This window comes from Streptosporangium sp. NPDC002721, assembly GCF_042888905.1.
GTDB lineage: Bacteria > Actinomycetota > Actinomycetes > Streptosporangiales > Streptosporangiaceae > Streptosporangium.
The window spans coordinates 21174-43705 of record NZ_JBIAQI010000045.1 but is presented as its reverse complement, the minus strand read 5'-3'; the positions used below and the strand labels follow the sequence as shown (position 1 = coordinate 43705).

At 71.7% G+C, this 22532-nt stretch carries 21 protein-coding genes; 17 read left to right on the top strand and 4 right to left on the bottom strand.

Translation table 11 applies throughout. The features are described 5' to 3' along the window. The 9 genes from ACFYWM_RS41210 (at position 1) to ACFYWM_RS41170 (ending at position 8848) form a co-directional block, all read left to right on the top strand. Positions 1–2187: an NAD(P)H-dependent oxidoreductase subunit E gene (locus ACFYWM_RS41210; protein ID WP_389926179.1), complete on the top strand. Its 2187-nt coding sequence runs from the start codon at positions 1–3 to the stop codon at positions 2185–2187. Next, the gene (locus ACFYWM_RS41205) at positions 2184–3131 is read left to right on the top strand and encodes a 2Fe-2S iron-sulfur cluster-binding protein (protein ID WP_389926176.1); all 948 of its coding nucleotides are present in this window, start codon (positions 2184–2186) and stop codon (positions 3129–3131) included. The genes ACFYWM_RS41210 and ACFYWM_RS41205 overlap by 4 nt, the downstream gene beginning before the upstream one ends. Then, positions 3124–3957, top strand: coding sequence for a formate dehydrogenase accessory sulfurtransferase FdhD (gene fdhD, locus ACFYWM_RS41200; protein ID WP_389926174.1), 834 nt, complete (start codon positions 3124–3126; stop codon positions 3955–3957). The genes ACFYWM_RS41205 and fdhD overlap by 8 nt, the downstream gene beginning before the upstream one ends. Positions 3958–4427: 470 nt before the next feature. Further along, positions 4428–5408, top strand: coding sequence for a metal ABC transporter substrate-binding protein (locus ACFYWM_RS41195; RefSeq protein WP_389926171.1), 981 nt, complete (start codon positions 4428–4430; stop codon positions 5406–5408). A 36-nt stretch (positions 5409–5444) separates the two neighbouring features. Continuing rightward, complete coding sequence (locus ACFYWM_RS41190) at positions 5445–6197, top strand: metal ABC transporter ATP-binding protein (RefSeq protein WP_389926212.1); 753 nt, start codon at positions 5445–5447, stop codon at positions 6195–6197. Then, positions 6194–7027, top strand: coding sequence for a metal ABC transporter permease (locus ACFYWM_RS41185; protein WP_389926169.1), 834 nt, complete (start codon positions 6194–6196; stop codon positions 7025–7027). The genes ACFYWM_RS41190 and ACFYWM_RS41185 overlap by 4 nt, the downstream gene beginning before the upstream one ends. Then, complete coding sequence (locus ACFYWM_RS41180; RefSeq protein WP_389926167.1) at positions 7024–7446, top strand: transcriptional repressor; 423 nt, start codon at positions 7024–7026, stop codon at positions 7444–7446. Before ACFYWM_RS41185 ends, ACFYWM_RS41180 begins: the two co-directional genes overlap by 4 nt. 273 nt (positions 7447–7719) lie before the next feature. Then, positions 7720–8268: a CGNR zinc finger domain-containing protein gene (locus ACFYWM_RS41175; protein ID WP_344748104.1), complete on the top strand. Its 549-nt coding sequence runs from the start codon at positions 7720–7722 to the stop codon at positions 8266–8268. 85 nt (positions 8269–8353) lie between these two features. After that, positions 8354–8848 (top strand): beta-class carbonic anhydrase, encoded by a 495-nt coding sequence (locus ACFYWM_RS41170; RefSeq protein WP_389926163.1) that lies wholly within the window; start codon positions 8354–8356, stop codon positions 8846–8848. 104 nt (positions 8849–8952) lie between these two features. Here ACFYWM_RS41170 and ACFYWM_RS41165 read toward each other — a convergent pair whose 3' ends face one another. Further along, complete coding sequence (locus ACFYWM_RS41165; protein WP_389926162.1) at positions 8953–9771, bottom strand: isoprenyl transferase; 819 nt, start codon at positions 9769–9771, stop codon at positions 8953–8955. Further along, positions 9768–10505, bottom strand: a complete 738-nt coding sequence (gene recO / locus ACFYWM_RS41160) for a DNA repair protein RecO (RefSeq protein WP_362867559.1) — start codon at positions 10503–10505, stop codon at positions 9768–9770. The genes ACFYWM_RS41165 and recO overlap by 4 nt, the downstream gene beginning before the upstream one ends. 171 nt (positions 10506–10676) lie before the next feature. On the opposite strand from recO, the gene ACFYWM_RS41155 reads away from it, so the two are divergent. The 5 genes from ACFYWM_RS41155 to rocD all read left to right on the top strand — a co-directional run bounded on the left by ACFYWM_RS41155 (position 10677) and on the right by rocD (position 15808). Continuing rightward, positions 10677–12251 (top strand): CDP-alcohol phosphatidyltransferase family protein, encoded by a 1575-nt coding sequence (locus ACFYWM_RS41155; RefSeq protein WP_389926159.1) that lies wholly within the window; start codon positions 10677–10679, stop codon positions 12249–12251. Then, positions 12248–12958: a DUF5941 domain-containing protein gene (locus ACFYWM_RS41150; protein WP_389926157.1), complete on the top strand. Its 711-nt coding sequence runs from the start codon at positions 12248–12250 to the stop codon at positions 12956–12958. Before ACFYWM_RS41155 ends, ACFYWM_RS41150 begins: the two co-directional genes overlap by 4 nt. 175 nt (positions 12959–13133) lie before the next feature. Continuing rightward, positions 13134–13631: an Lrp/AsnC family transcriptional regulator gene (locus tag ACFYWM_RS41145; RefSeq protein WP_362874379.1), complete on the top strand. Its 498-nt coding sequence runs from the start codon at positions 13134–13136 to the stop codon at positions 13629–13631. 133 nt (positions 13632–13764) lie between these two features. Then, entirely contained in the window at positions 13765–14565 is an 801-nt protein-coding gene (gene ddaH / locus ACFYWM_RS41140) for a dimethylargininase (RefSeq protein WP_389926154.1), read from the top strand. Between the two features lie 31 nt (positions 14566–14596). Next, entirely contained in the window at positions 14597–15808 is a 1212-nt protein-coding gene (gene rocD / locus ACFYWM_RS41135) for an ornithine--oxo-acid transaminase (protein WP_389926151.1), read from the top strand. A 60-nt stretch (positions 15809–15868) separates the two neighbouring features. Here rocD and ACFYWM_RS41130 read toward each other — a convergent pair whose 3' ends face one another. Continuing rightward, the gene (locus ACFYWM_RS41130) at positions 15869–17437 is read right to left on the bottom strand and encodes an alkaline phosphatase D family protein (RefSeq protein ID WP_389926148.1); all 1569 of its coding nucleotides are present in this window, start codon (positions 17435–17437) and stop codon (positions 15869–15871) included. Positions 17438–17695: 258 nt separating this feature from the next. Here ACFYWM_RS41130 and ACFYWM_RS41125 point away from each other — a divergent pair, with 258 nt between their 5' ends. Beyond that, entirely contained in the window at positions 17696–18979 is a 1284-nt protein-coding gene (locus tag ACFYWM_RS41125) for a Glu/Leu/Phe/Val dehydrogenase (RefSeq protein WP_389926146.1), read from the top strand. Positions 18980–19223: 244 nt separating this feature from the next. On the opposite strand, the gene ACFYWM_RS41120 is transcribed toward ACFYWM_RS41125, so the two are convergent. Continuing rightward, positions 19224–19700 (bottom strand): MarR family winged helix-turn-helix transcriptional regulator, encoded by a 477-nt coding sequence (locus ACFYWM_RS41120; protein ID WP_389926143.1) that lies wholly within the window; start codon positions 19698–19700, stop codon positions 19224–19226. Between the two features lie 86 nt (positions 19701–19786). Between ACFYWM_RS41120 and ACFYWM_RS41115 the strand changes: the two genes are divergently transcribed. Beyond that, the gene (locus tag ACFYWM_RS41115) at positions 19787–20884 is read left to right on the top strand and encodes a substrate-binding domain-containing protein (RefSeq protein WP_389926141.1); all 1098 of its coding nucleotides are present in this window, start codon (positions 19787–19789) and stop codon (positions 20882–20884) included. A gap of 102 nt (positions 20885–20986) precedes the next feature. Further along, on the top strand, positions 20987–22417 hold the full coding sequence (locus ACFYWM_RS41110) for an APC family permease (RefSeq protein WP_389926138.1): 1431 nt from the start codon (positions 20987–20989) through the stop codon (positions 22415–22417). The last annotated feature ends 115 nt before the right edge of the window (positions 22418–22532 follow it).

Genomic DNA, 22532 nt, shown 5'->3' with positions numbered 1-22532 from the left:
GTGGATCTGCGGTTCAGAGACGCCGAGCCCTCGGCCGAGGAGCGCGCCGCCGTCGACGCGTTCCTCGGTGCCCCTCCCAGCGGCTGGGAGGGCGGCGCCCGCTCCGACGACGACCTGCGGGTCGCCGTCGGCGGGCACGGGGCCCGCGAGCGGCGCGACCTCCTGCTCCCCGCGCTGCACGCGGTCAACGACAGGATCGGGTGGATCAGCGAGGGAGCCCTCGACTACATCTGCCGCCGCCTCACCGTGCCGCCCGCCGAGGCGTACGGGGTGGCGACGTTCTACTCGTTGTTCTCGACGAAGCCGCGACCGGCGCGGGTGCTGCACGTCTGCACCGACCTGGCCTGCCAGGCGCGCGGCGCCGACGCGGTGCGGCGGAGCACCGAGGAGCGGCTCGGCCCTCCGGGCATGTCCTGGCAGCCGAGCCCCTGTCTCGGCCTGTGCGAGCGGGCCCCGGCCGCGCTCGCCCTGCAGGCCGGCGAGTTCCCGAGCGCGACCGTGTACGGCCCCGCCGAACCGGCACCGGCCCCCACCGGCGGCGCGGACGCGAACGGCGCCGCGAACGGGACCGGCGGAGCGGACGACATCGGCGGAGCCAACGGCAACGGCGCCAACGGAGCCGGCCGGGTCCACGGCGCCGTCGGTAATACGGGCGGCGCGAGCGACACAGGCACCGTCGGCGACGCGGGCGGCGCGAGCGGCACGGCCGGCGCGAGCACCGTCGGCGACGCGAGCACCGTCGGCGGCGCGAACGACACGGGCGGCCTGAGCGGCACGGGCGGTGTCGGCGACGCGGGCGACACCCGCGCCGCGGAAGGCACGAGCGGCACGGGTGGCGGCGGGGCGGGCCGCGGGGATCTCCGCAGGCTCGCCGGCCTCAGCGGCATGGACGCCACCGGCGGCCCCCTGGCCGAGCGCGAGGAGCCCCCCGCCGAGCACGCCGTCCCGCAGGCGGGCGACCCCTCCCTCGTGCTGCTGCGCCGGGTGGGGCTCGTCGACCCGGCGAGCCTGGACGACTACCGGGCCGCGGGCGGCTACGCCGCGCTGCGCGAGGCGGTCAGGATCGGCCCCGCCGGCGTCATCCGCGAGGTGCTCGAATCCGGCCTCGTCGGGCGGGGCGGGGCGGCGTTCCCCACCGGGCGCAAGTGGGAGGCCACCGCCCGCCAGCTCGACCATCCCCACTACCTGGTCTGCAACGCCGACGAGAGCGAGCCGGGCACCTTCAAGGACCGCGTGGTCATGGAGGGCGACCCGTACGCCCTGGTGGAGGCGATGACCATCGCCGCGTACGCCACCGGCTGTCCCAAGGGTTACCTCTACATCCGCGGGGAGTATCCCCGGGCGATCGGCCGGATGGCGCACGCCATCGACGTCGCCCGCTCGCGCGGCCTGCTCGGGGCCGACGTCATGGGGCAGGGCTTCGCCTTCGACATCGAGATCAGGCGCGGCGCGGGCGCCTACATCTGCGGCGAGGAGACCGCGATCTTCAACTCGATCGAGGGCTTCCGCGGCGAGCCGCGCAGCAAGCCGCCCTTCCCCGTGGAGAAGGGCCTGTTCGGCAAGCCCACCGTGGTCAACAACGTCGAGACCCTGGTCAACGTGCTGCCCATCCTGTCCGGCGGGGCCGCCGCCTACGCGGCGACCGGCACGGAGGGCTCGACGGGCACCAAGCTGTTCTGCGTCTCGGGCACGGTCGCCAGGCCGGGCGTCTACGAGCTGCCGTTCGGCGCCACCCTGCGCGAGCTGCTCGACCTGTCCGGGGGCGCGACCGGCAGGCTCCGGGCGGTGTTGCTGGGCGGCGCGGCCGGCGGGTTCGTCCGCCCGGACGAGCTCGACATCCCGCTCACCTTCGAGGGCACCCGCGCGGCCGGCACGACCCTGGGCTCGGGCGTGGTCCTGGTGCTCGACGACAGCGTCGACCTGGCCCACATCCTCCTGCGCATCGCGGAGTTCTTCCGCGACGAGTCGTGCGGTCAGTGCGTGCCCTGCCGGGTGGGCACCGTGCGGCAGGAGGAGGCCCTGCACCGGCTGAGCCGCAGGCCCACCGCCGGCGACATCGCGCTGCTGCGGGAGGTCGGCCAGGCCATGCGCGACGCCTCGATCTGCGGGCTCGGCCAGACCGCCTGGAACGCCGTCGAGTCGGCCATCGACCGGCTGGGCGTCTTCTCCCCCTCGGAGGCATCATGAGTGTTCCCCTGCAGCCGCCCCGGCGGCTGATCGAGATAACCGTCGACGGCGACCCGGTCCGCGTGCCGGAGGGCTCGACCGTGCTGGACGCCTGCTCGGCGGCGGGCAAGGACATCCCGACCCTCTGCTACGGCGACACCCTCACCCCGAAGAACGCCTGCCGGGTCTGCGTGGTCGAGGTCGAGGGCGCCCGTACGCTCGCGCCCGCCTGCTCGCGCCGGGCCGAGCCCGGCATGGTCGTCGGCACCGCGACCGAGCGCGCCCGGCACAGCCGCAAGATCGTCCTGGAGCTGCTGGCCTCGACGGCCGACCTGTCCACCACGCCGCGCGCGGCCGAGTGGATCGAGGAGTACGGCGCGCGACCGGACCGCTTCGGCGAGGAGGCCGCCACGGTCGCGCAGCCCGCGAAGGTCGACAACGACCTCTACGTGCGCGACTACTCCAAGTGCATCCTCTGCTACAAGTGCGTCGACGCCTGCGGCGACCAGTGGCAGAACAGCTTCGCCATCTCGGTCGCCGGGCGGGGCTTCGACGCGATGATCTCCACCGAGCACGACGCCCCGCTCACCGACTCGGCCTGCGTCTACTGCGGCAACTGCGTGGAGGTCTGCCCCACCGGGGCGCTGTCGTTCAAGAGCGAGTTCGACATGCGCGCCGCGGGCAGCTGGGACGAGTCCCGGCAGACCGAGACGACGACGATCTGCAGCTACTGCGGGGTCGGCTGCAACCTGACCCTGCACGTGCAGGACAACCGGATCGTCAAGGTGAGCTCGCCGCACGACAACCCGGTCACCCACGGCAACCTGTGCATCAAGGGCCGCTTCGGCTTCCAGCACGTCCAGAACGTGGCCACCTCGGAGGACACGCTCCCCCTCTCCGGCCCTGGTTCCCGGCCCGCCTCCGAACCGGTCTCCGGCGCGCGAACGGCCTCCGCCGATGGGTAGGGTCACCGTCAAGCGCCGGGTCCTGCGGCTGCGGGAGGCCGCGGCCGCCCACCGGGTCGACGTGCTGGCGGCCGAGGAGCCGCTGGAGATCCGGCTCGACGGGAAGCCGCTCACGATCACCATGCGCACGCCGGGCGACGACTTCGACCTGGCGGCGGGCTTCCTGGTGAGCGAGGGCGTGGTCACCTCCGCCGAGGAGGTCACCGCGATCCGCTACTGCGCGGGGGCCACCGCCGACGGTTCCAACACCTACAACGTGCTCGACGTCAGGCTGGCCGCGGGCACCTCTCCCCCGGCCACCTCGCTGGAGCGCAACTTCTACACCACCTCCTCGTGCGGGGTGTGCGGCAAGGCCTCGCTCGACGCGGTCCGCACGGTCGCCAAGTGGCGGGTGGACGGCGACCCGGCGCCGGTCACGGCCGAGGTGATCGCGGCGCTGCCCGACCGGCTCCGCGCGGCCCAGCGGGTGTTCGACCGGACCGGCGGGCTGCACGCCGCGGGCCTGTTCACGCTCGGCGGCGACGCGCTCTGCGTGCGCGAGGACGTGGGCCGGCACAACGCGGTGGACAAGCTGGTGGGCTGGGCGCTGCGCGACGGGCGCCTGCCGCTCGCCTCGACCGTGCTCATGGTGTCGGGACGCGCCTCCTTCGAGCTGGTCCAGAAGGCGGTGATGGCCGGCATCCCGATCCTCGCCGCCGTCTCGGCCCCCTCCTCGCTGGCCGTGGAGCTCGCCGCCGAGACGGGGCTGACACTCATCGGGTTCGTCAGGGGCAGCTCGATGAACGTCTACACCGGGGAGGGACGCGTCGATCTGGTCCCCGGCTGAGCCCGGGCCGCACCTCCCGGCCACCAGCAGGGCCGAGCGCCCACCCCCTCGGGCGTGGCGGCCCGCCGGGAGCCGGGAGGTGCGGCCCGACCTCCCTCACCGAACCGGAACCGCCGCGTTCGCCCCCACCGACCGCCGGGCCGGGGAGCGGCGGCTCCCCAGCCCGGCGACGAGAGCCCGGCCCGCGATACTCGCCCCCTTCGCCGGCCGGGCTCTCTGACGTCCGCGGCCCGGAGGTCCCGGCTCTCGGACCGTCCTGTCCCGGGGTGCCGTACGGTGCCTCCCCACGCACGGAACGGTGGTCGTCCAGGATGACCGCGACCTTCATGTCGGGGGTGCCTCCCCGCGCGCGGAACGGTGCCTCCTCGCACGGAACGGTGTCTTCCCGCGCGGAACGGTTTCTTCGGCGGGCGTCGCACGGACCCCGATTTTGACAACCGTTTTCATTTACGCGCATACTAGTTGGCATGATGTCCGAGTCCTCCCGACGTATCCGCATACGTAATGCCAGCCTGGCTGCGTCCGCCGCCCTTCTCGCCACCATCACCGCCTGTGGTACCGAGACCGGCTCGACCAGCGGCGGCTCGCCCGGGGGGGCGTCGAGCGTTTCCACGGACGGGAAACCCGCCGTCACCGCGGCCATCTATCCCCTGCAGTGGCTCGCCGAGCGGGTGGGCGGCCCCGACGCGACCGTCACCGGCCTGACCAAGCCCGGCGTCGAACCACATGATCTTGAGCTCTCCCCCCTCCAGGTCGCCGGGCTGGAGAAGACGAGGCTCGTCGTCTACATCAAGGGCGTCCAGCCCGCGGTGGACGAGGCCGTCGAGCAGCACGCCGCCGACCGGGCCTTCGACGCGGCCACCGCGGTCGCCCACCTCCCCGCGGCGGCGGAGGAGGAGCACCACGAGGAGGAGGAGGGGCACGGCCACGAGGAGGTCGACTACGATCCCCACCTCTGGCTCGACCCGGCCCGCTTCGCGACGGTCGCCACCAAGCTCGGCGAGACGCTGGCCGGCGCCGACCCCGCGCACGCCCAGGGCTACCGCGACCGCGCCGCCGCCACCGCCGCCGACCTCACCACCCTGGACCAGGAGCTGACCAAGGGCCTGGCCACCTGTTCCTCGGACGCGATCGTCACCAGCCACGCCGCGTTCGGCTACCTCGCCGACCGCTACAAGCTGCACCAGATCGGCATCAGCGGCCTCGACCCCGACGCCGAACCCTCTCCCGCTCGCCTCGCCGAGGTGGCAAAAGTGGCCAAGCAGGAGAAAGTAACTACGATTTTCACCGAAACCCTCGTCAGCCCGAAGGTCGCCGAGATTCTCGCCCAGGAGGTAGGTGCGAAGACCGCGGTCCTCGATCCGGTGGAAAGCCAGCCGTCGAACGGCGACTACCTGTCCGCCATGCGCCAGAACCTCTCCACACTCCAGGCAGCGCTCAGCTGCTCGTAAAGGTCACATGTGACGTCCAGCAAAACGGTTTTCACCATGAACGGCGGCCAGGTCAGCCTGGACCGCCGTCCGGTGCTTCGCGGGATCGACCTGTCCGTCGAACCCGGTGAGGCGGTGGCGGTGCTCGGCGCGAACGGGTCGGGGAAGTCGACCCTCATCCGCGCCCTGCTCGGTCTCGTCCCCCTCTCCGGCGGCGAGACCCTCCTGTACGACAGGCCCCCCGCCCGGTTCCGCGAGTGGTGGCGGATCGGCTACGTACCCCAGCGGCTCTCGGTGGGCGGGGGCGTGCCGACCACGATCCGCGAGGTCGTCGCCTCCGGCAGGATCGCCAGGCAGCGCCGCCTGCGCCCGACCGGCGCGGCCGACCGCGAGGCGACCGACAGGGCCCTGGCGGCCGTCGGCCTGACCCACCGCGCCTCCGACCCGGTACAGGCGCTGTCCGGCGGGCAGCAGCAGCGGGTGCTGATCGCCCGCGCCCTCGCCGGGGAGCCCGACACCTTCGTCATGGACGAGCCCACGGCGGGCGTCGACTCCGAGAGCCAGCTGCTCCTCGCGGAAACCCTGTCCGCGCTCGTCGCGCAGGGCAAGACGGTCCTGCTGGTCGCGCACGAGCTCGGCCCGCTGGAGCCCCTGATCACCCGGGCGGTGGTCCTGCGGGACGGGTACGTCTGCCACGACGGCCCGCCGCCCCGGGCGGTCGGCACGCACGCGCTGCCCGGCCACGACCACGTGCACCCGCACGCCGAGGAGGAGCCCGTGAGCCCGCTCGACTGGAGGCCCGTCTCGTGATCGAGCTTCTGCAGTTCGACTTCATGCAGCGGGCACTGATCGCCGCCCTCCTGGTCGGCCTGGCCGCCCCCGCCATCGGCACGTTCATGGTCCAGCGCCGCCTGGCCCTGCTGGGCGACGGCATCGGGCACGTCGCGCTGACCGGCGTGGCCCTGGGCTTCCTGACCGGGACGGCCCCGGTGCTGACGGCCGTGCTGGTCTCGATCCTGGGCGCCGTCGCCATCGAGCTGGTCCGCGAGCGAGGCAGGACCAGCGGGGACGTGGCGCTCGCCCTGCTGTTCTACGGCGGCATCGCCGGGGGTGTGCTGCTCATCTCGCTGGCTCCCGGGGGGAGCAACGCCACGCTGATGTCCTACCTGTTCGGCTCGATCAGCAGCGTCGCCGTCGAGGACGTGTGGGTGATCGGCCTGCTGGCGGTGGCGGTGCTCGGCGTGGTGACCGTCTTCGGGCGGGAACTCTATGTACTGTGCCAGGACGAGGAGGTCGCCAGGGCCAGCGGCCTGCCGGTCCGCTTTCTCAGCCTGCTGATCGCCGTGACCGCCGCGCTGACCGTGGTCATCGCCATGCGCGTCGTAGGATTGCTTCTGGTGAGCGCGCTGATGGTGGTGCCGGTGGCGACCAGCCAGCAGCTCACCCGGGGGTTCGTGAGCACGATGTTCCTTTCCATGCTGTTTGGGATGATCTCTACGGTCGGCGGTCTGACGTCCTCCTTCTACATCGAGGTCCCGCCGGGCGCGATCATCGTCATCGTCGCTCTCGCGGGGTTCGTCCTCGCCCTCGGGCTCGGTAGATTCGTACGTCGAAGCCGACCTCAGGAGTCCAGCCCATGAGCAACAGGCGTGACGCCGTCCACGCGATCCTCCGCCAGAGCGAGGGTTTCCGCAGCGCGCAGGACGTCTACGCGGAGATGCGCGCGGAAGGCGCCAAGATCGGACTGACCACCGTCTACCGGGCCCTGCAGGCACTCGCCGACACCGGCCACGTCGACGTGCTGAGGACCGACGACGGCGAGTCGGTCTACCGGGCGTGCGCCAGCGGCGACCACCACCACCACCTGGTCTGCCGCAGGTGCGGCCGTACGGTGGAGGTGGCCGGGCCCGCGGTGGAGCGCTGGGCCGAGGCCATCGGTTCCGAGCACGGGTTCACCGAGATCACCCACACGCTGGAGATCTTCGGGACCTGCGCCTCCTGCTCCACCGCCGCCAAGCCGCTCCGCGAGCCGAGCCGAGCCGAGCCGAGCCGAGCCTGAGCGGACATCCCGGCGAACCGCTCCACGCGCCGAGCCGCACCCGAGCGGGCGTCCCGGCGCGACGGAACACGTACGAGAAGAGCGATTTCAGGACGCGACGCGCACATCACGGCTCACCAGGACACGCTTCGCGGAAAACCTTGTCGCCCGGGGACGCGCCACGATGACGGGCCCCCGGGAGGGGGCGCCGGAGGTCCACGGGAGAGATACGCTTCCGACACGGCGAGCCGCCGTACGCGCCTCCACGTTGCAATCGCTTCTACAGGAGTCAACATGCCATTCGGACATGACATGGTGCACTCACTCGCCACCGCGGTCGACCTGGTGAACACCTCCCCCTCCACCGGAGGCGAGGACACCCTGACCGACCTGCGGAAACTCGGCGACTTCGTGGCGCGCTGGGAGGTCAGCGGGATCGGGGAGCTGGACGCCGCCGACCTGACCCAGGTGCGCGCGCTGCGCGAGGCCTTCCACAAGGTCTTCACCGCCCCCGACCAGCCCACCGCGGTCATCCGGCTGAACACCCTGCTGAGCGGGACCCGCATCACCCCGCGCCTGGCGGAGCACGACGGCCACCCCCTGCACGTCCACTACTTCGCGCCGGACGCCTCGCTGCACGAGCACCTCGCGGCCGACATCGGGGTCGCCCTGGCCCACCTGCTCGTCGAGGGCGAGTGGGAGCGCCTGCGCACCTGCTCTGCGCCCGACTGCGACCACGTCTTCGTGGACGAGTCGCGCAACCGCTCGCGGGTCTACTGCGACAGCCGCACCTGCGGGAACCGGATGCACGTCGCCGCCTACCGCGCCCGGCGCCGGGCCTGACGTCACTCTCCGCTAATACCTATTGACTGAGTAGGTAATGCCGGTAGGTTGTGAACGTGATGCCACCTACCCCCGAGGAGAGCCCATGAGCGTCACCGACGAGCTGCTCGCCAACGCCGAGCGTTACGCGGAGACCTTCACCAAGGGGCATCTGCCCCTGCCGCCCGCGCGCGGGGTCGCCGTGCTGGCCTGCATGGACGCCCGCCTCGATCCGTACGCCCTGCTCGGGCTCTCGGAGGGCGACGCGCACGTCATCCGCAACGCGGGCGGCGTGGTGACCGCCGACGAGCGCCGCAGCCTGGCCATCAGCCAGCGCCTGCTCGGCACCAGGGAGATCATCCTCATCCACCACACCGACTGCGGCATGCTCACCTTCACCGACGACGACTTCAAGCGGCAGATCCAGGCCGAGGTCGGGGTGAAGCCCGACTGGGCGGCCGAGGCCTTCACCGACCTCGACGAGGACGTCGTCCAGTCCCTCCACCGGATCAGGAACGACCCCTTCATCCCGCACACCGACTCGGTGCGCGGCTTCGTCTACGAGGTGGAGACCGGCCGCCTGCGCGAGGTCAAGGCCTGACGGCCGGGGCACCTGGACGACGCGGGAGCGGGGCCCGGCGCGTCTGGTCCCGACGGTCGCCCGGGAGGCGTCCCCCGGCGTGGGACGTCACCCGGAACACGACATCACCGCGTGGCGGCGCCCGGGAGACCGGAGGTGTCCCGGGCGGACGGGACCGCGTTCGGCACCGCTCCCCCGTACCTCCTGTCGCGCTTGGCGTACGTCTCGCAGGCCTCCCACAGGTCGCGGCGGTCGAAGTCGGGCCACAGCCGGTTGAGGAAGACCATCTCGGCGTACGCCGTCTGCCAGATCAGGAAGTTGGAGATCCGCTGCTCGCCCGAGGACCGTACGAAAAGGTCGACGTCGGGGATCTGCGGCTCGTCGAGGTATCGGGCGAAGGTCTCCTCCTTCACCCGGCCCGGCTTGACGCGCCCGTCGGCGATGTCCTGGGCCAGGCGCAGGGCGGCGTCCACGATCTCGGCGCGGCCGCCGTAGTTGACGCAGAACTGCAGGGTCAGCGTGGAGTTGCCCTCGGTCATCTCCTCGGCGTCGCGCAGTTCCTGGATCACGCTCCTCCACAGCCGCCCGGGGCGGCCCGCCCAGCGGACCCGTACGCCCATCGCGTGCAGCTGGTCCCTGCGGCGGCGGATGACGTCGCGGTTGAAACCCATCAGGAAGCGGACCTCGTCGGGGGAGCGCTTCCAGTTCTCCGTGGAGAAGGCGTAGGCCGACAGGTAGGGGATGCCGAGCTCGATCGCGCCCTCGATCACGTCGAAGAGCGACGCCTCGCCCGCCTTGTGGCCCTCGGTGCGGGGCAGGCCGCGCTGCTTGGCCCACCGCCCGTTGCCGTCCATCACGATCGCCACGTGCCGGGGCACGAGGTCGCGCGGGATCGGGGGCGGGGTGGCGCCTGAGGGGTGCGGGACGGGTGGGCGGACGTTCACGTGGCGAGCTCCCTTTCTACGTGTCTAAGAGAGCGTATGCCGTGTTCGAGGTGCCACTGGAGGTATGCCGCGACCAGGCCGCTGCACTCGGCGCGGTGCCGGGCGACGGAGGCGTCGGCGGTGAGCCAGTCTCCCTTGAGCAGCGCCGCCATCAGGGCGAGGGTCTCCCCCTCGGGCACCGCCGCGCCCGCGGGACGGCAGGCCCCGCACACCACTCCCCCGGCCACGATGGCGAAGGCCCGCACCGAGACGGCCTTGCACCGGGCGCAGGCCTCCAGCGCGGGGGCGTAACCGGCGACGGCGAGGGAGCGCAGGAAGTAGGCGTCCAGGACGAGCCTGGCCTCGTGGTCGCCCGAGCCGAGCGTGCGCAGGCCGCCGACGAGCAGCAGGAACTGGCGCAGCGCCGGCTCCTTCTCCCCCATGACCAGGCGGTCGGCGGTCTCCAGCATCGCGGTGCCCGCCGTGTAGCGGGGGTAGTCGGAGACGAGCGGCTCGCCGTAGGGCCGGATGGTCTCGGCCTGGGTGATCATGTCGAGCGTGCGGCCGGTGTGGAGCTGGAGGTCGACGTGAGTAAAAGGTTCGAGCCTGCCCCCAAATCGTGATGTTGTCCGCCGGACCCCCTTCGCGACCGCCCGGATCTTGCCCAGCCGCCGGGTCAGGACGGTGACGATCCGGTCGGCCTCTCCCAGCTTGTGGGTGCGCAGCACGATTCCGTCGTCACGGTACAGACTCACCCGGACAGTGTAGTGGGACCATCCGCTTGGCAGAGGTGGAAGCATGATCAAACGACACGGACAGATCACCGGTGCGTGTTGTTCACCCAAAACTCACTAAACTTTGGCCTCTGGCGAAATGCCACCCCCGCTTACACCGCCCCACACCCGCCTTCCGCACGAAAGGGTGCCATGCCCCGCGTGGTCCTGCTGGGCTCATCGCCCGGCCCCGATGCCGCTCCCGGCCAGGCGACGCCCGCCGCGTTGACCCTGCCCGCGCTTCCCGGCTGCCCCACGGTGATCGGCAAGCTGCACGGCCAGCTCGCCTCACTCGACCCCGAGCCGGTGACGATCGTCCGCTCCGGCGACGCCGCCGCCCACCGGGGCTTCCCCGGCAGCCTCGTCGAGACCTCCGACCTGGCCGGCGACCTGCGTGCCGTGGCCGACGCCGTCGAGGGCGCCACCGAGAACCTGCTCTTCCTGCCGGCCAACTCGCTGATCCACGACGAGCTGATCTACCAGATCACCAAGTCGAAGCGCGGGGCCCTCGCGCTGATCACCAAGGAGCCCCGGGAGGAGGACGAGAACGGCGACGTCATCGTCCCCGACGTCCCGATCGACGAGGCGCTGCCGGAGATCGGCGACCGCAGGCTGGAGGGCCTGCCCGTCCGGGTGCGTGCCCGCAAGTCCCGGGTCATCTCGGTGGGCTCGGCCTACCACGGGGTGACCAGGCCCAACTCGGTCCTGCTCGGCCCGCTGCACCTGCACCACAAGCACGCGCCCGTCCTCGCCGAGGCCGCCCGCGAGCTGGCCGACATGGCCCACCTGCTGGGCCCTGACGACGACCTGGTCCAGCTGCTGGTCCTGGGCCTGGTGCGCAAGGGCGTCTCCGTCGGCATCCGCGGCCGCCGCGACCTGTTCTTCCGCCGGGTGTCCTCCCCCGAGGAGGCCGCCGAGGCGCTGGCCGAGATGTCCACGTTCGACGAGGACAAGGCCCGGCTGAACAACGCGGTGAAGGGCGCCGACGGCTTCTTCACCACGTACTTCGTCAGCACCTACTCCCGGTTCATCGCCCGCTGGGCGGCCAGGCGGGGGCTCACCCCCAACCAGGTCACGCTGATCTCGATCGCGCTGGGCGTGGCGGCGGCGCTGTGCTTCGCCACCGGCGAGCGGGCCGGGATGGTCGCGGGCGGCGTGCTGATCTACTTCGCGTTCGTGTTCGACTGCGTGGACGGCCAGGTCGCGCGCTACGCCCGCAAGTTCGGCGTGCTGGGGGCGTGGCTGGACGCCACGTTCGACCGGTTCAAGGAGTACGTGGTCTTCGCCGGCCTGGCGGTCGGCGCGGCGGTCTCCGGGGTGGGCGACGTCTGGACGCTGGCGCTGATCGCGCTCGGCGTGCAGTCCATCAAGCACCTCCTCGACTTCTCCTACGGCGCGGCCAACCGGCGCAAGCCCCCCTCGCCGCTGCCCTCGGTGTCGCTCTCGGTCAGCGCCGACACCGGCCTGCGCCAGGCGCTGGAGGAGCGCAAGAACGCCAGGACCGGCGGGATCCGCAACCTGCTGAAGATGTGGGGCAGGGCCGGCAGGTACCGCTCCGTGCACTGGGCCCGCAAGATGATCGTGTTCCCCATCGGTGAGCGCTTCGCCGCCATCGCGATCGTCAGCGCCCTGTTCGACGCCAGGATCACCTTCCTGACCCTGATCATCTGGGGCGGCATCGGGGCCGCCTACTCGCTCACCGGACGCCTGATGAGGTCTCTCGCATGATCACCCAGCCGCAGACGATCCCCGCTCCGGATCCGTACGAGGAGCGGCTGCGCGTGCAGACCGCCCGGCTGCTCGCCTACCGCGACGACGGCCCGCTGGTCACGCTGCTGCGTGACAAGGTCGGCCCCGGCCTGCCCCCGGTGCCCGCCTCGCTCGCCGCGCTACTGGCGATCATCGTGATGGCCGTGACCGGGATGCTGGTGAACGGGCCGATCCTGCTCGTCCCGGTGCTGGTCATGATCGTCCTGGTGCTGCCCACCGCGGCCCGCGACCACCTGGGCAAGCTCGACTGGCTGACGCCGCCGCTGATCCGGGCGGCCGAGTTCCTCACGATCATCCTGATCGGCCTCGCGGCCGACGCGCCCAAGTGGCTGCTGTACGTGCTGATCTACGTGATCGGCTACCACACCTACGACACGGTGTACCGGACGCGGCAGAGCATCTGGCCGGCTCCCTGGGTGTTCCAGGCCGGGCTGGGCTGGGAGCTGCGGCTGCTGCTGGTCGGCGCCGGCGCCGCGCTGGGCGTGCTGACGTGGGTGCTGGCCGTGCTCACCCTCTACCTCGGCGTGCTGTTCGCGGTCGAGAGCGTGACGAGCTGGGTCGGCCTGGACAAGCAGACGGCGAACGCCGCCCAGGCGAGCGACGACCTGGAGACCTCCCCCGAGGAGGCCCAGGAGCAGGCCACCGGCGAGGCCGACCAGACCTGACCGGAGTCCTCCCCCCGAGGAGGCTCAGGAGCAGGCCGACCAGACCGCACCCGAACCTCGCGAACGGCGAACGCCGCCGGACAGATCGTCTGTCCGGCGGCGTTCTCGCGTCCGGGCTAGCGCGACACCCCGCCTGCCGCGAGGCCGGGCCGATCCAGGCGGTATACAGGTCTGCGTGGAACTGGACAGGCTGGATCGCGACATCATCGGGGCCCTCGTCGAGGACGCCCGCGCCACGTACGCGGAGATCGGGCAGCGGGTGGGCCTGTCGGCGTCGGCGGTGAAACGCCGGGTGGATCGGCTGCGCGAGACCGGCGCGATCACCGGGTTCACCGCCCGGGTGGAGCCCGCGGCGCTCGGCTGGACCACCGAGGCCTACGTGGAGCTGTTCTGCGCGGGCAAGACCTCGCCGTCGGAGATCGGGGTGGCCGTCGGCCGCCACCCCGAGGTGGTCTCGGCGTGCACGATCACCGGCGAGGCCGACGCGCTGCTGCACATCAGGGCCACCGACGTGCGGCACGTGGAGAGGGTGATCGAACGCATCGCCGCGGAGCCGTTCGTGGTGCGGACCAAGAGCTCCATCGTGCTCTCCCGCCTGATCGAGGCGCCCCTGGTCACCTCGCGCAGCGAGCCGTTCGTCGCGCCGCACAACGAATCGACGTTCCTGACCTGAAGTGCGCAAGAAACCCGCGTCAGGACGCAAACGCACCCTCTTGGCCTGCGAGAACGCCGTTCCTAGGCTGATGACGCCGCCGTCGGGACCCTGACGGCGGCTGTCACCACGACCTTTACCTGCGGGGTTACCCATGACGAGGCACTACCTCATGTGTCGGCCCGACCACTTCGCGGTCGAGTACGCGATCAACCCGTGGATGCATCCCGAGGCCGGTGCCGACCGCGAGCTGGCGATCAGGCAGTGGGAGACCCTCAGGAGCGCCTACGAGGAGCTCGGGCACCGCGTCAGCCTCATCGACCCGGTCGAGGGCCTGCCGGACATGGTCTTCGCCGCCAACGGCGCGCTGGTCGTGGACGGCCGCGTGTACGGCGCGCGCTTCACCCACCCGCAGCGCGCGGCCGAGGGGCCCGCGTACCTGAGGTGGTTCCTCGACAACGGCTACGAGCGGGTCCGCGAGGCGGCCTTCACCAACGAGGGCGAGGGCGACTTCCTCACGCTGGACCACCTGGTCCTGGCCGGGACCGGGTTCCGCACCGACATCACCGCGCACAAGGAGGCCCAGGAGTTCCTCGGCCGCCCGGTGGTGACGCTGCAGCTGGTGGACCCCCGGTTCTACCACCTGGACACCGCGCTCTTCCCGCTGAACGGACATAACGTGGCATACTTCCCAGGGGCCTTCTCTCCGGGGAGCCAGGAGGTGCTCCGCCACCTCTTCCCGGACGCCGTCGTCGCGACCGAGGACGACGCGGCCGTACTGGGCCTCAACGCCGTCAGCGACGGCGTCAACGTCGTGATCAACGCCGAGGCCGCCGACCTGCAGCTCGAACTCAAGCGCCGCGGCTTCGAGGTCGTCCCGGTGGACCTGTCGGAGCTCCGCAAGGCCGGCGGCGGCCCCAAGTGCTGCACGCTGGAGATCCGGGGCAGTGCCTGACATGACGTCCACACACCAGGGAGGAGCGCGGATGACCGGCACCGACGACTTCATCGAGCTGAGCGAGCGCCGCAGCGCGCACAACTACCACCCCCTGCCCGTCGTGATCCGCGAGGCGCAGGGCGCCTGGGTCGTCGACGTGGAGGGCAGGCGCTTCCTCGACTGCCTGTCCGGCTACTCCTCGCTGAACTTCGGGCACGGCAACCCGAAGATCATCGCAGCGGCGCAGGATCAGCTGTCGCGGCTCACCCTGACCAGCCGCGCCTTCTTCCACGACCAGTTCGCCACCTTCGCCGCCGGGCTGGGCGACCTCACCGGCAAGGACATGGTCCTGCCGATGAACACCGGCGCCGAGGCCGTGGAGACCGCGATCAAGGTGGCCCGCAAGTGGGGCTACGAGGTCAAGGGCGTGGCCGCCGAGCAGGCCAACATCATCGTGATGGAGGACAACTTCCACGGCCGTACCACCACGATCGTCGGCTTCTCCACCGACCCCGACGCCCGCGGCGGCTTCGGCCCGTACACCCCCGGCTTCAGGATCGTGAAGTACGGCTCCGTCGAGGCGATCCGCGAGGCCGTCGACGCCAACACGGTCGCGGTGCTGCTGGAGCCCATCCAGGGCGAGGCCGGGGTGCTGGTGCCACCGGACGGCTACCTCACCCAGGTCCGCGAGCTGTGCACCGCGGAGAACATCCTGATGATCGCCGACGAGATCCAGTCGGGCCTCGGCCGCACCGGCGAGACCTTCGCCTGCGACCACGAGGGCGTCGTCCCCGACATCTACGTGCTGGGCAAGGCCCTGGGCGGCGGCGTCGTCCCGGTCTCGGCGATCACCGCGAACGAGGACGTGCTCGGCGTGATCAGGCCGGGGCAGCACGGCTCCACCTTCGGCGGCAACCCGCTCGCCTGCGCGGTCGCCAACGCGGTCATCGAGCTGCTCGGCACCGGCGAGTACCAGGCGCGGGCCAGGGAGCTCGGCGAGGTCATGCACGAGAGGCTGCGCGGGCTGATCGGCCACGGTGTGGTCACCGTGCGCGGGCGCGGCCTGTGGGCGGGCGTCGACATCGACCCGTCGCTGGCGAGCGGCCGGGAGGTCTCCAAGGCGCTCATGGCCCACGGCGTCCTGGCCAAGGACACCCACGGCTCGACCGTCCGCCTCGCCCCGCCGATCGTCGTCTCCGAGGAGGACCTCCTGTGGGCGGTCGACCAGCTCGGCGCCGTCCTGGCGGAACTCGCGAGGTGAACCCTCCGGCGCGGCCGTCGTCCCGGAGGGACGGCGCCGCACCGGAATCCCGGTCCCCTGTTAGCGGACGGCGGACTCCTCCAGCTCCACGACAGTGATCTCCGAGACCTCGGTGCCCGCGGCGGTGTCCCAGCGGACCGACGTGGGGGCGGTGTCCAGGGAGAGGATGGCCACCGCGTTGGAGAACCACGGGCCGTTGGTGATCCGCCACTTGAACGGCGGCTTCCTGATCTTCGCCATGCGGGAGAGCGAGCGGCCGACCAGGCTGGCGATGCCGAACTGGGCGACGATGTTGGCCAGGCGCAGGGTGCGGCTCAGCGGGTTGCGGATCGGGGAGCAGACCAGCTGGTAGATGGGGAGCCCGTGGGCCTTGGCCACGTAGGAGTAGTGGACGTCGCCGGAGAGCATGATCACCGGCTTGCCCAGCCCCATCAGCAGTTTCGACAGGTCCTCGAACGAGCGGCGGAAGGCCGCCCAGTGCTCCAGGTCGACGGCCTGGCGCAGGGCCTCCGACCAGCGGGCCACGGTCTTGCCCCAGGCGCCCTGGGCCAGGGCCTCGTTCCAGTTCTGGATGTGGTGGATGCCCGCCGGGAGCAGGAACGGCACCGAGGAGCCGATCACGAAGCGCTTCGCGCCCTCCTTCTGGAGCTGCTCGGTGAGCCACTCCCACTCCACCGGGTCGATCATGCGCCGGTCGCCGGGGTCGAGCTGGCGGGAGCAGCGGGAGTCGAGCATGATCAGGCGGGTGTCGCCGAGGTCGCGGGCGTAGCTCCACCGGCTGTCGGCGGGAACGTCGTAGGCGTGCTCGGCGAAGACGTCCAGGACCTCGGCGCCGTCCCCCTCCGCCGCGTACACCTTGCTGAGCACCTCGTCGGAGGCGCGTTCGGCGGGCGACATGTTGCCCAGGTGCTGGTAGACCCAGTAGGCGCCGATCCCGGAGACCACCCGGTGCCGCCACCACGGGACCTCCTCCATCGCCTTGCGCCAGGAGATGGAGGTGTTGAAGTCGTCGCGCAGGTCGTGGTCATCGAAGATCATCGCGGTGGGCACGGTGGACAGGAGCCAGCGGATCTCCGGGTCGGTCCACGCCAGGCGGTACAGCTCGGCGTACTCCTCGAAGTCGGCGATCTCCTTCTTCGGCTCGGTGTCCCTGCGGTCCGCGATGAACTTCAGCATCTCGGCGGACGGCTCGTCGGCGTAGACCTGGTCGCCGAGGAGCAGCAGCAGATCGGGCCAGCGCTCGTCGGGCGCGTCCGGCAGGGTGCCGCCGTACGCGCGCAGCACGTCCACCCCGTGCGAGATCGTGTAAACGAGGTCGTGCGGCACGCTGGTCCGGCAGGAGCCGAACATCACCCGGTTCGGACCGTCCGGTCCGAGCAGCCGGATGCGGCTCGGCGGCTGGTCGGGCAGCGGCCACACGGTCTCCCCGCCCAGGCGGACCTCGTAGGTCCCGCCGCTCTCGACGTCGACGATCGCGTAGTGGTGGCCGTGGACGGTGAACGTCCTGGCCTCCGAGCGCACGCCGCCGACCTCGACCGTCACCTCACACGGCTCGCTCGTCTCCACCCACACCGACGCGCTCGTCTCGTCGACGTAACGCAGCATCGGCCCGACCACAAGTTCCGGCACTTTCATCCCCTCAGCCACTGCAAAACGGCAAGAATCCTTGACCGGAGACTGCCATATCTGCGTGTTACCTCCAGATTGCCCAACAGAACTGGCAGATAACACGCTCCTCCTGGCCGCGAGCTCGCAGACAGGCCCGGTGATCAGTCATCAGAACGAAACACGGCCCGTCCCTGCGGGCAAAGAACCACACCTAGTCTGATCGTGACCATGTGCCCCGAGCGGAGCAAGGGCGCTCCGCTCACCGTACGGAGGTTCGCCTTGACAACGCCAACGGTGCCGTCGACGACGCCGGCCACCACTCCCGCCGGTCCGGGCCGGCAGGCCCTCGACTCCGCCCTGTTCCGGCTCGGCCAGGCGGCCGACCGGCTGGAGCTGGACGACAACCTGCGCGCCATGCTCGCCACTCCCCGCCGCTCGCTCACCGTCTCGGTCCCGGTCCGCCGCGAGGACGGCCGGATGGACGTCGTGCAGGGTTTCCGGGTTCAGCACAACACTACCCGCGGCCCGGCGAAGGGCGGCATCCGCTTCCACCCTCACACCGACGTCCACGAGGTCACCGCCCTGGCCATGGGCATGACGTGGAAGTGCGCGCTGGCCGGCATCCCCTACGGGGGCGCCAAGGGCGGCGTCTCGGTGGACCCCGCCTCGCTGTGTGCCCTCGAGCTGGAACGGGTCACCCGGCGCTACGTCAACGAGGTCCTGCCGATCATCGGTCCCGAGCGGGACGTCCCGACCCCCGACGTCGGGACCGACGAGCGGACCATGGCCTGGATCATGGACACCTACTCGGTGAACGCGGGCTACCCGGTGCCCGGGGTGACGATCGGCGGTCCGGTGAACCCCGGCGCGCCCGACCGGGCCGGGGCCACCTCCCGCGGCGTGCGGGTCGCCGCGCTCAGGGCCCTGGGCGGCTCCCCCGAGGGCCGTACCGTCGCGATCCAGGGCTTCGGTAAGGTCGGCGCCCCGGCCGCGCGCTACCTCGCCGACGCGGGCTGCCTCGTGGTCGCGGTCTCCGACCGCACCGGGGCGGTGATCGACCGCTCCGGCCTGGACGTCGACGACCTGCGGGCGTGGTCGGAGGAGACCGGCGGGGTACGCGGCTACCTCCGGGCGGACGCGCTGTCGCAGAAGGAGTTGCTGGAGCTCGACGTGGACGTGCTCGTCCCCGCCGCGATGGCGGGGGCGATCACCGAGGAGAACGCCCCCCGGATCAGGGCGGGCCTGATCGTGGAGGGCGCCAGCTCCCCCACCACGCCCGGGGCGGATCACGTCCTCGCCGACGCGGGCGTCACCGTGGTCCCCGACATCCTGGCCAACGCGGGCGGTGTGATCGTCTCCTACCTGGAGTGGCTGCAGGACATGCAGGCGCGCTCGTGGAGCGCGCGCGAGGTCGACGCGCGGCTGCGCGGCATCGTGGAGGACGCGTTCGACGCGACCGCGGCGGTCGCCGCCGAGCACGGGATCACCCTGCGCCAGGCGGCCCACGTGATCGCCGTCGGCCGCGTCGCCGAGGCCCACCGGGCGCGCGGGACGCACCCCTGAGGCCGTACGGGGAGGTGCCGGGGATCTTGAGGGCGCGGATCGGGGCGTGTCATGAACCCGGAGGCCGCCGACCGGGGCACGTCACGAACTCAGCGACCGTCGAGCGAGACGTGTCACGAGCTCGGAAGGCCGTTCACCGGGGTAGGCCACGAGCTCGGAAGACCCCTGACCAGGGCAGGCCACGAGCTCGGAAGGCTCTTGACCGAGGCAGGTCACGGGCTTGAAAGCGGGCGACCGGGGCGTGTCACGAGCGGCCGGGGCCGCCCGGGGCGCGCTCCGGGACCGCCGGAGCGCCGTCCAGGGCGGTGACCAGCCCCTCCAGGTCCCGCATGAGCCGTTCGGTGCGCTCGGTGCCGTAGACCGCCTCGATCAGCCGGTGGTGCTCGGCCACCCCGCCCTCGACCCGGGCCAGCAGCTCGGACCCGCGGTCGGCGAGGAAGACGGCGACCTTGCGGCGGTCGCCCGGATCGTGCCCTCGGTAGACGAGGGAGCGGTCGATGAGCCGGTCGATGGCCTTGGTCAGCGTCGGGTGCGGCATCAGCACGGCCTCGGCCAGGTCGCCCATCGAGTGCCCCCGGCCGTCGGCGAGGGCGCGCAGGATGCGCCACTGCTCGACGGAGACGTCCTGGGCGGTCACCGCGGCGGCGAGGCCCCGGTTGACACTGCGCTCGGCCCTGCTGAGGAGGTAGGCGAGCGAGGATCCCAGCCCGGTCGTCACCACATGGAGCTCCCGTCTGCGTCACGATTCGTGTCCCGTCCAGGTGACGGGAGTGCCGTACCCATCCATTCGGGAGGATACTCGTCCTCGTGGCAGAAGCCATCACAGCCATCACAGCCGTCATAGAACCCCTGGAGGCCCGGCTGCTCCCGGGGGGCGCGCTGCGCGTCGGGCTGGTCGTGCCGGTCTCCGGGGTGCTCGGCCTGGTGGGGCCGTGCGCGATCAACTGCGCGGTCCTTGCGGCCGACGAGGTGAACCTCGCGGGCGGGATGCTCGGCAGGCCGGTGGAGCTGGTCCTGGTCGACGGCGGCCGTCCCGCGGCGCAGGTGGCCGCCGAGGTGGCGGGGCTCGCGCGCTGGGGCGCGATCGACGCCGTGGTCGGCACCCACGGCAGCGACGTCAGGATCGAGGTGGTGCGGGCGCTGGCCGGGAGGGTGCCGTTCGTCTACGCGCCGCCGTACGAGGGTGGCGGTCACGCGCCGGGCGTCTACTTCCTGGGCGAGACCCCCGGCCGCCAGCTGCGGCCCGGCCTCGACCTGCTGATCGACCGCCGCCGGGCGCGCAGGTGGTTCCTGCTCGGCAACGACTACGTCTGGCCGCGCCTGGTCCACGGGGCGGCCAGACGCCACCTCGCCGCGCGGGACGCCGGCGTCGTCGGCGAGCTCCTGGTGCCCTACGGCACCCGCGACTTCTCCCCGATCCTGGAGCGGCTGGTGGCCGACCGGCCCGACGCGATGCTGCTCAGCCTGGTGGGCAGCGACCTGGTCGCCTTCAACCGGGCCTTCGCGGCGGCCGGGCTGTCGTGGCCGCGGCTCTGCGGCGCGCTGGAGGAGCACGGCCTGCTCGGCATCGGCGGTGACGCCACCGGCGAGCTGTACGGGGCGATGGGTTACTTCGCGAGCCTGGGCACCGACGACAGCCTCAGCCTCGGCGAGCGCTACGCCCGCCGGTTCGGCTCGACCGCCCCGCTGCTCAACGGGCACGGGCAGGGGTGTTACGAGGCGGTGCTGATGCTCGCCGCGCTCGGCTCGCGCGCCGGGACGCTCGCCGTGCCCGAGGTGGACGCGATCGCCGACGGCACCTCCATCGTCACCGCGCGGGGACGGCTCACCCTGCGGGGGCACGGGGTGCGGCGCCAGGCCCACATCGGCCGGGCCGACGGCCTGGACTTCTCCATCGTCCGCTAGGGAAGCCGCAGGGCAAAGCGAAACAAAAACTTCCGATCGAAAACTTTTCCTTTGCAAAGAAAAGTTCTAATGTACGGCTGCGCCCACTTCAAGGAGCCGTACATGACAACCGAGCCCTCACTGGAGCAATTCGGTTACCGCCAGGAACTCCGCAGGTCGTTGAGCTTCACCGACCTGCTCGTCTACGGCCTGATCTTCATGGTCCCGATCGCGCCGTTCGGCATCTTCGGCGGTGTCTTCCAGGCCTCGGGCGGCATGGTCGCCCTCGCGTACGCCATCGGCATGGTCGCGATGGCCTTCACCGCGCTCTCGTACGCGCAGATGGCCCGCGCGTTCCCGATGGCCGGGTCGGTCTACACCTACGCGGGCCGGGGCATCGCCGCGCCCGTCGGCTTCCTGGCCGGGTGGGTGATCCTGCTCGACTACGTGCTGGTGCCCGCGCTGCTCTATCTCATCGCGAGCGCGGCGATGGCCTCCTTCGTGCCCGCCATCCCCGTCTGGGGCTGGCTGATCGTGTTCGTGGTGCTCAACACGGTCGTGAACTACACGGGCATCCAGATGACCGCGCGCATCACGAAGATCATGCTGGTCGGCGAGCTCGTCGTGCTGGCGATCTTCATGGTCGTCGGGGTGGTCGCCCTGGCCCAGGGCAGGGCCCAGGCGGGCGCGCTCAGCCCGCTGTTCGACTCCTCGACCTTCTCCTGGTCGCTCGTCTTCGGGGCGGTCTCGATCGCGGTGCTGTCCTTCCTCGGCTTCGACGGCATCTCGATGATGGCCGAGGAGAGCCGGGAGGACTCCCGGCGGCTCGGCAAGTCCATGGTCGCGGCGCTGGGCCTGGCCGGGGTGCTGTTCATCGCGCAGACCTGGGTGGCCGCGCTGCTCACCCCCGACCGGGCCCGCCTGCTGACCGAGGGCGACCCGGCGGGCACCGCCTTCTACGACATGGCCGCGTTCGCCGGGGGCCACTGGCTCAGCGTGCTGACCGCGGTCGCCACCGCCATCGCCTGGGGCTTCGCCAACTCCCTGGTCGCCCAGGCCGCCACCTCCCGCCTGCTGTTCGCGATGGCCCGCGACCGCCAGCTCCCCTCCTTCCTGGCCAGGATCGACCCCAGACACCGGGTGCCCGTCAACGCCACCCTCGTGGTGGCCGCGGTCTCCCTGGTCGTCGGGCTCTACCTGACCACCCGCGAGGACGGCATCACGCTGATCAGCGGGCTGGTCAACTTCGGCGCGATGACGGCCTTCCTCGCGCTGCACGTGTCGGTGGTCGTCCACTACGTCGTGCGCCGGGGCAGCCGCGACCTGTGGCGGCACCTGGTCGCCCCGGTGATCGGTTTCGCGATCCTGCTCTACGTCGTGATCAACGCCAGCATCGCGGCCCAGACGCTCGGCATCGTCTGGTTCGGCATCGGCCTGGTGGTGCTCGGCGTCTCCTACGCCACGGGCCGCCGACCCACCCTGGCCGGGCTCGTCGACACCCCGGAGGCACCCGGCACGACCGCGGCGCCCGGCGGCGCGACCGGCAAGCCCTGAGAAGCCGTAACAAGCGGCACCCGGCGGCGTGACCGGCGAACCACTGAGAAGCGGCGCCCTGCGCGACCGGCGAACCGCTGAGAACCGCCCCCCGTCCCATCGGCCCGACAGCATG

What these genes read in the sequence shown, in the direction of transcription:
- ACFYWM_RS41175 (WP_344748104.1), top strand. Translation starts at nt 7,720, where the DNA reads ATGCCATTCGGACATGACATGGTGCACTCACTCGCCACCGCGGTCGAC.
- ddaH (WP_389926154.1), top strand. Translation starts at nt 13,765, where the DNA reads ATGACGAGGCACTACCTCATGTGTCGGCCCGACCACTTCGCGGTCGAG.
- ACFYWM_RS41170 (WP_389926163.1), top strand. Translation starts at nt 8,354, where the DNA reads ATGAGCGTCACCGACGAGCTGCTCGCCAACGCCGAGCGTTACGCGGAG.
- rocD (WP_389926151.1), top strand. Translation starts at nt 14,597, where the DNA reads ATGACCGGCACCGACGACTTCATCGAGCTGAGCGAGCGCCGCAGCGCG.
- ACFYWM_RS41190 (WP_389926212.1), top strand. Translation starts at nt 5,445, where the DNA reads ATGAACGGCGGCCAGGTCAGCCTGGACCGCCGTCCGGTGCTTCGCGGG.
- ACFYWM_RS41110 (WP_389926138.1), top strand. Translation starts at nt 20,987, where the DNA reads ATGACAACCGAGCCCTCACTGGAGCAATTCGGTTACCGCCAGGAACTC.
- ACFYWM_RS41180 (WP_389926167.1), top strand. Translation starts at nt 7,024, where the DNA reads ATGAGCAACAGGCGTGACGCCGTCCACGCGATCCTCCGCCAGAGCGAG.
- ACFYWM_RS41205 (WP_389926176.1), top strand. Translation starts at nt 2,184, where the DNA reads ATGAGTGTTCCCCTGCAGCCGCCCCGGCGGCTGATCGAGATAACCGTC.
- ACFYWM_RS41150 (WP_389926157.1), top strand. Translation starts at nt 12,248, where the DNA reads ATGATCACCCAGCCGCAGACGATCCCCGCTCCGGATCCGTACGAGGAG.
- ACFYWM_RS41155 (WP_389926159.1), top strand. Translation starts at nt 10,677, where the DNA reads ATGCCCCGCGTGGTCCTGCTGGGCTCATCGCCCGGCCCCGATGCCGCT.
- fdhD (WP_389926174.1), top strand. Translation starts at nt 3,124, where the DNA reads ATGGGTAGGGTCACCGTCAAGCGCCGGGTCCTGCGGCTGCGGGAGGCC.
- ACFYWM_RS41195 (WP_389926171.1), top strand. Translation starts at nt 4,428, where the DNA reads ATGTCCGAGTCCTCCCGACGTATCCGCATACGTAATGCCAGCCTGGCT.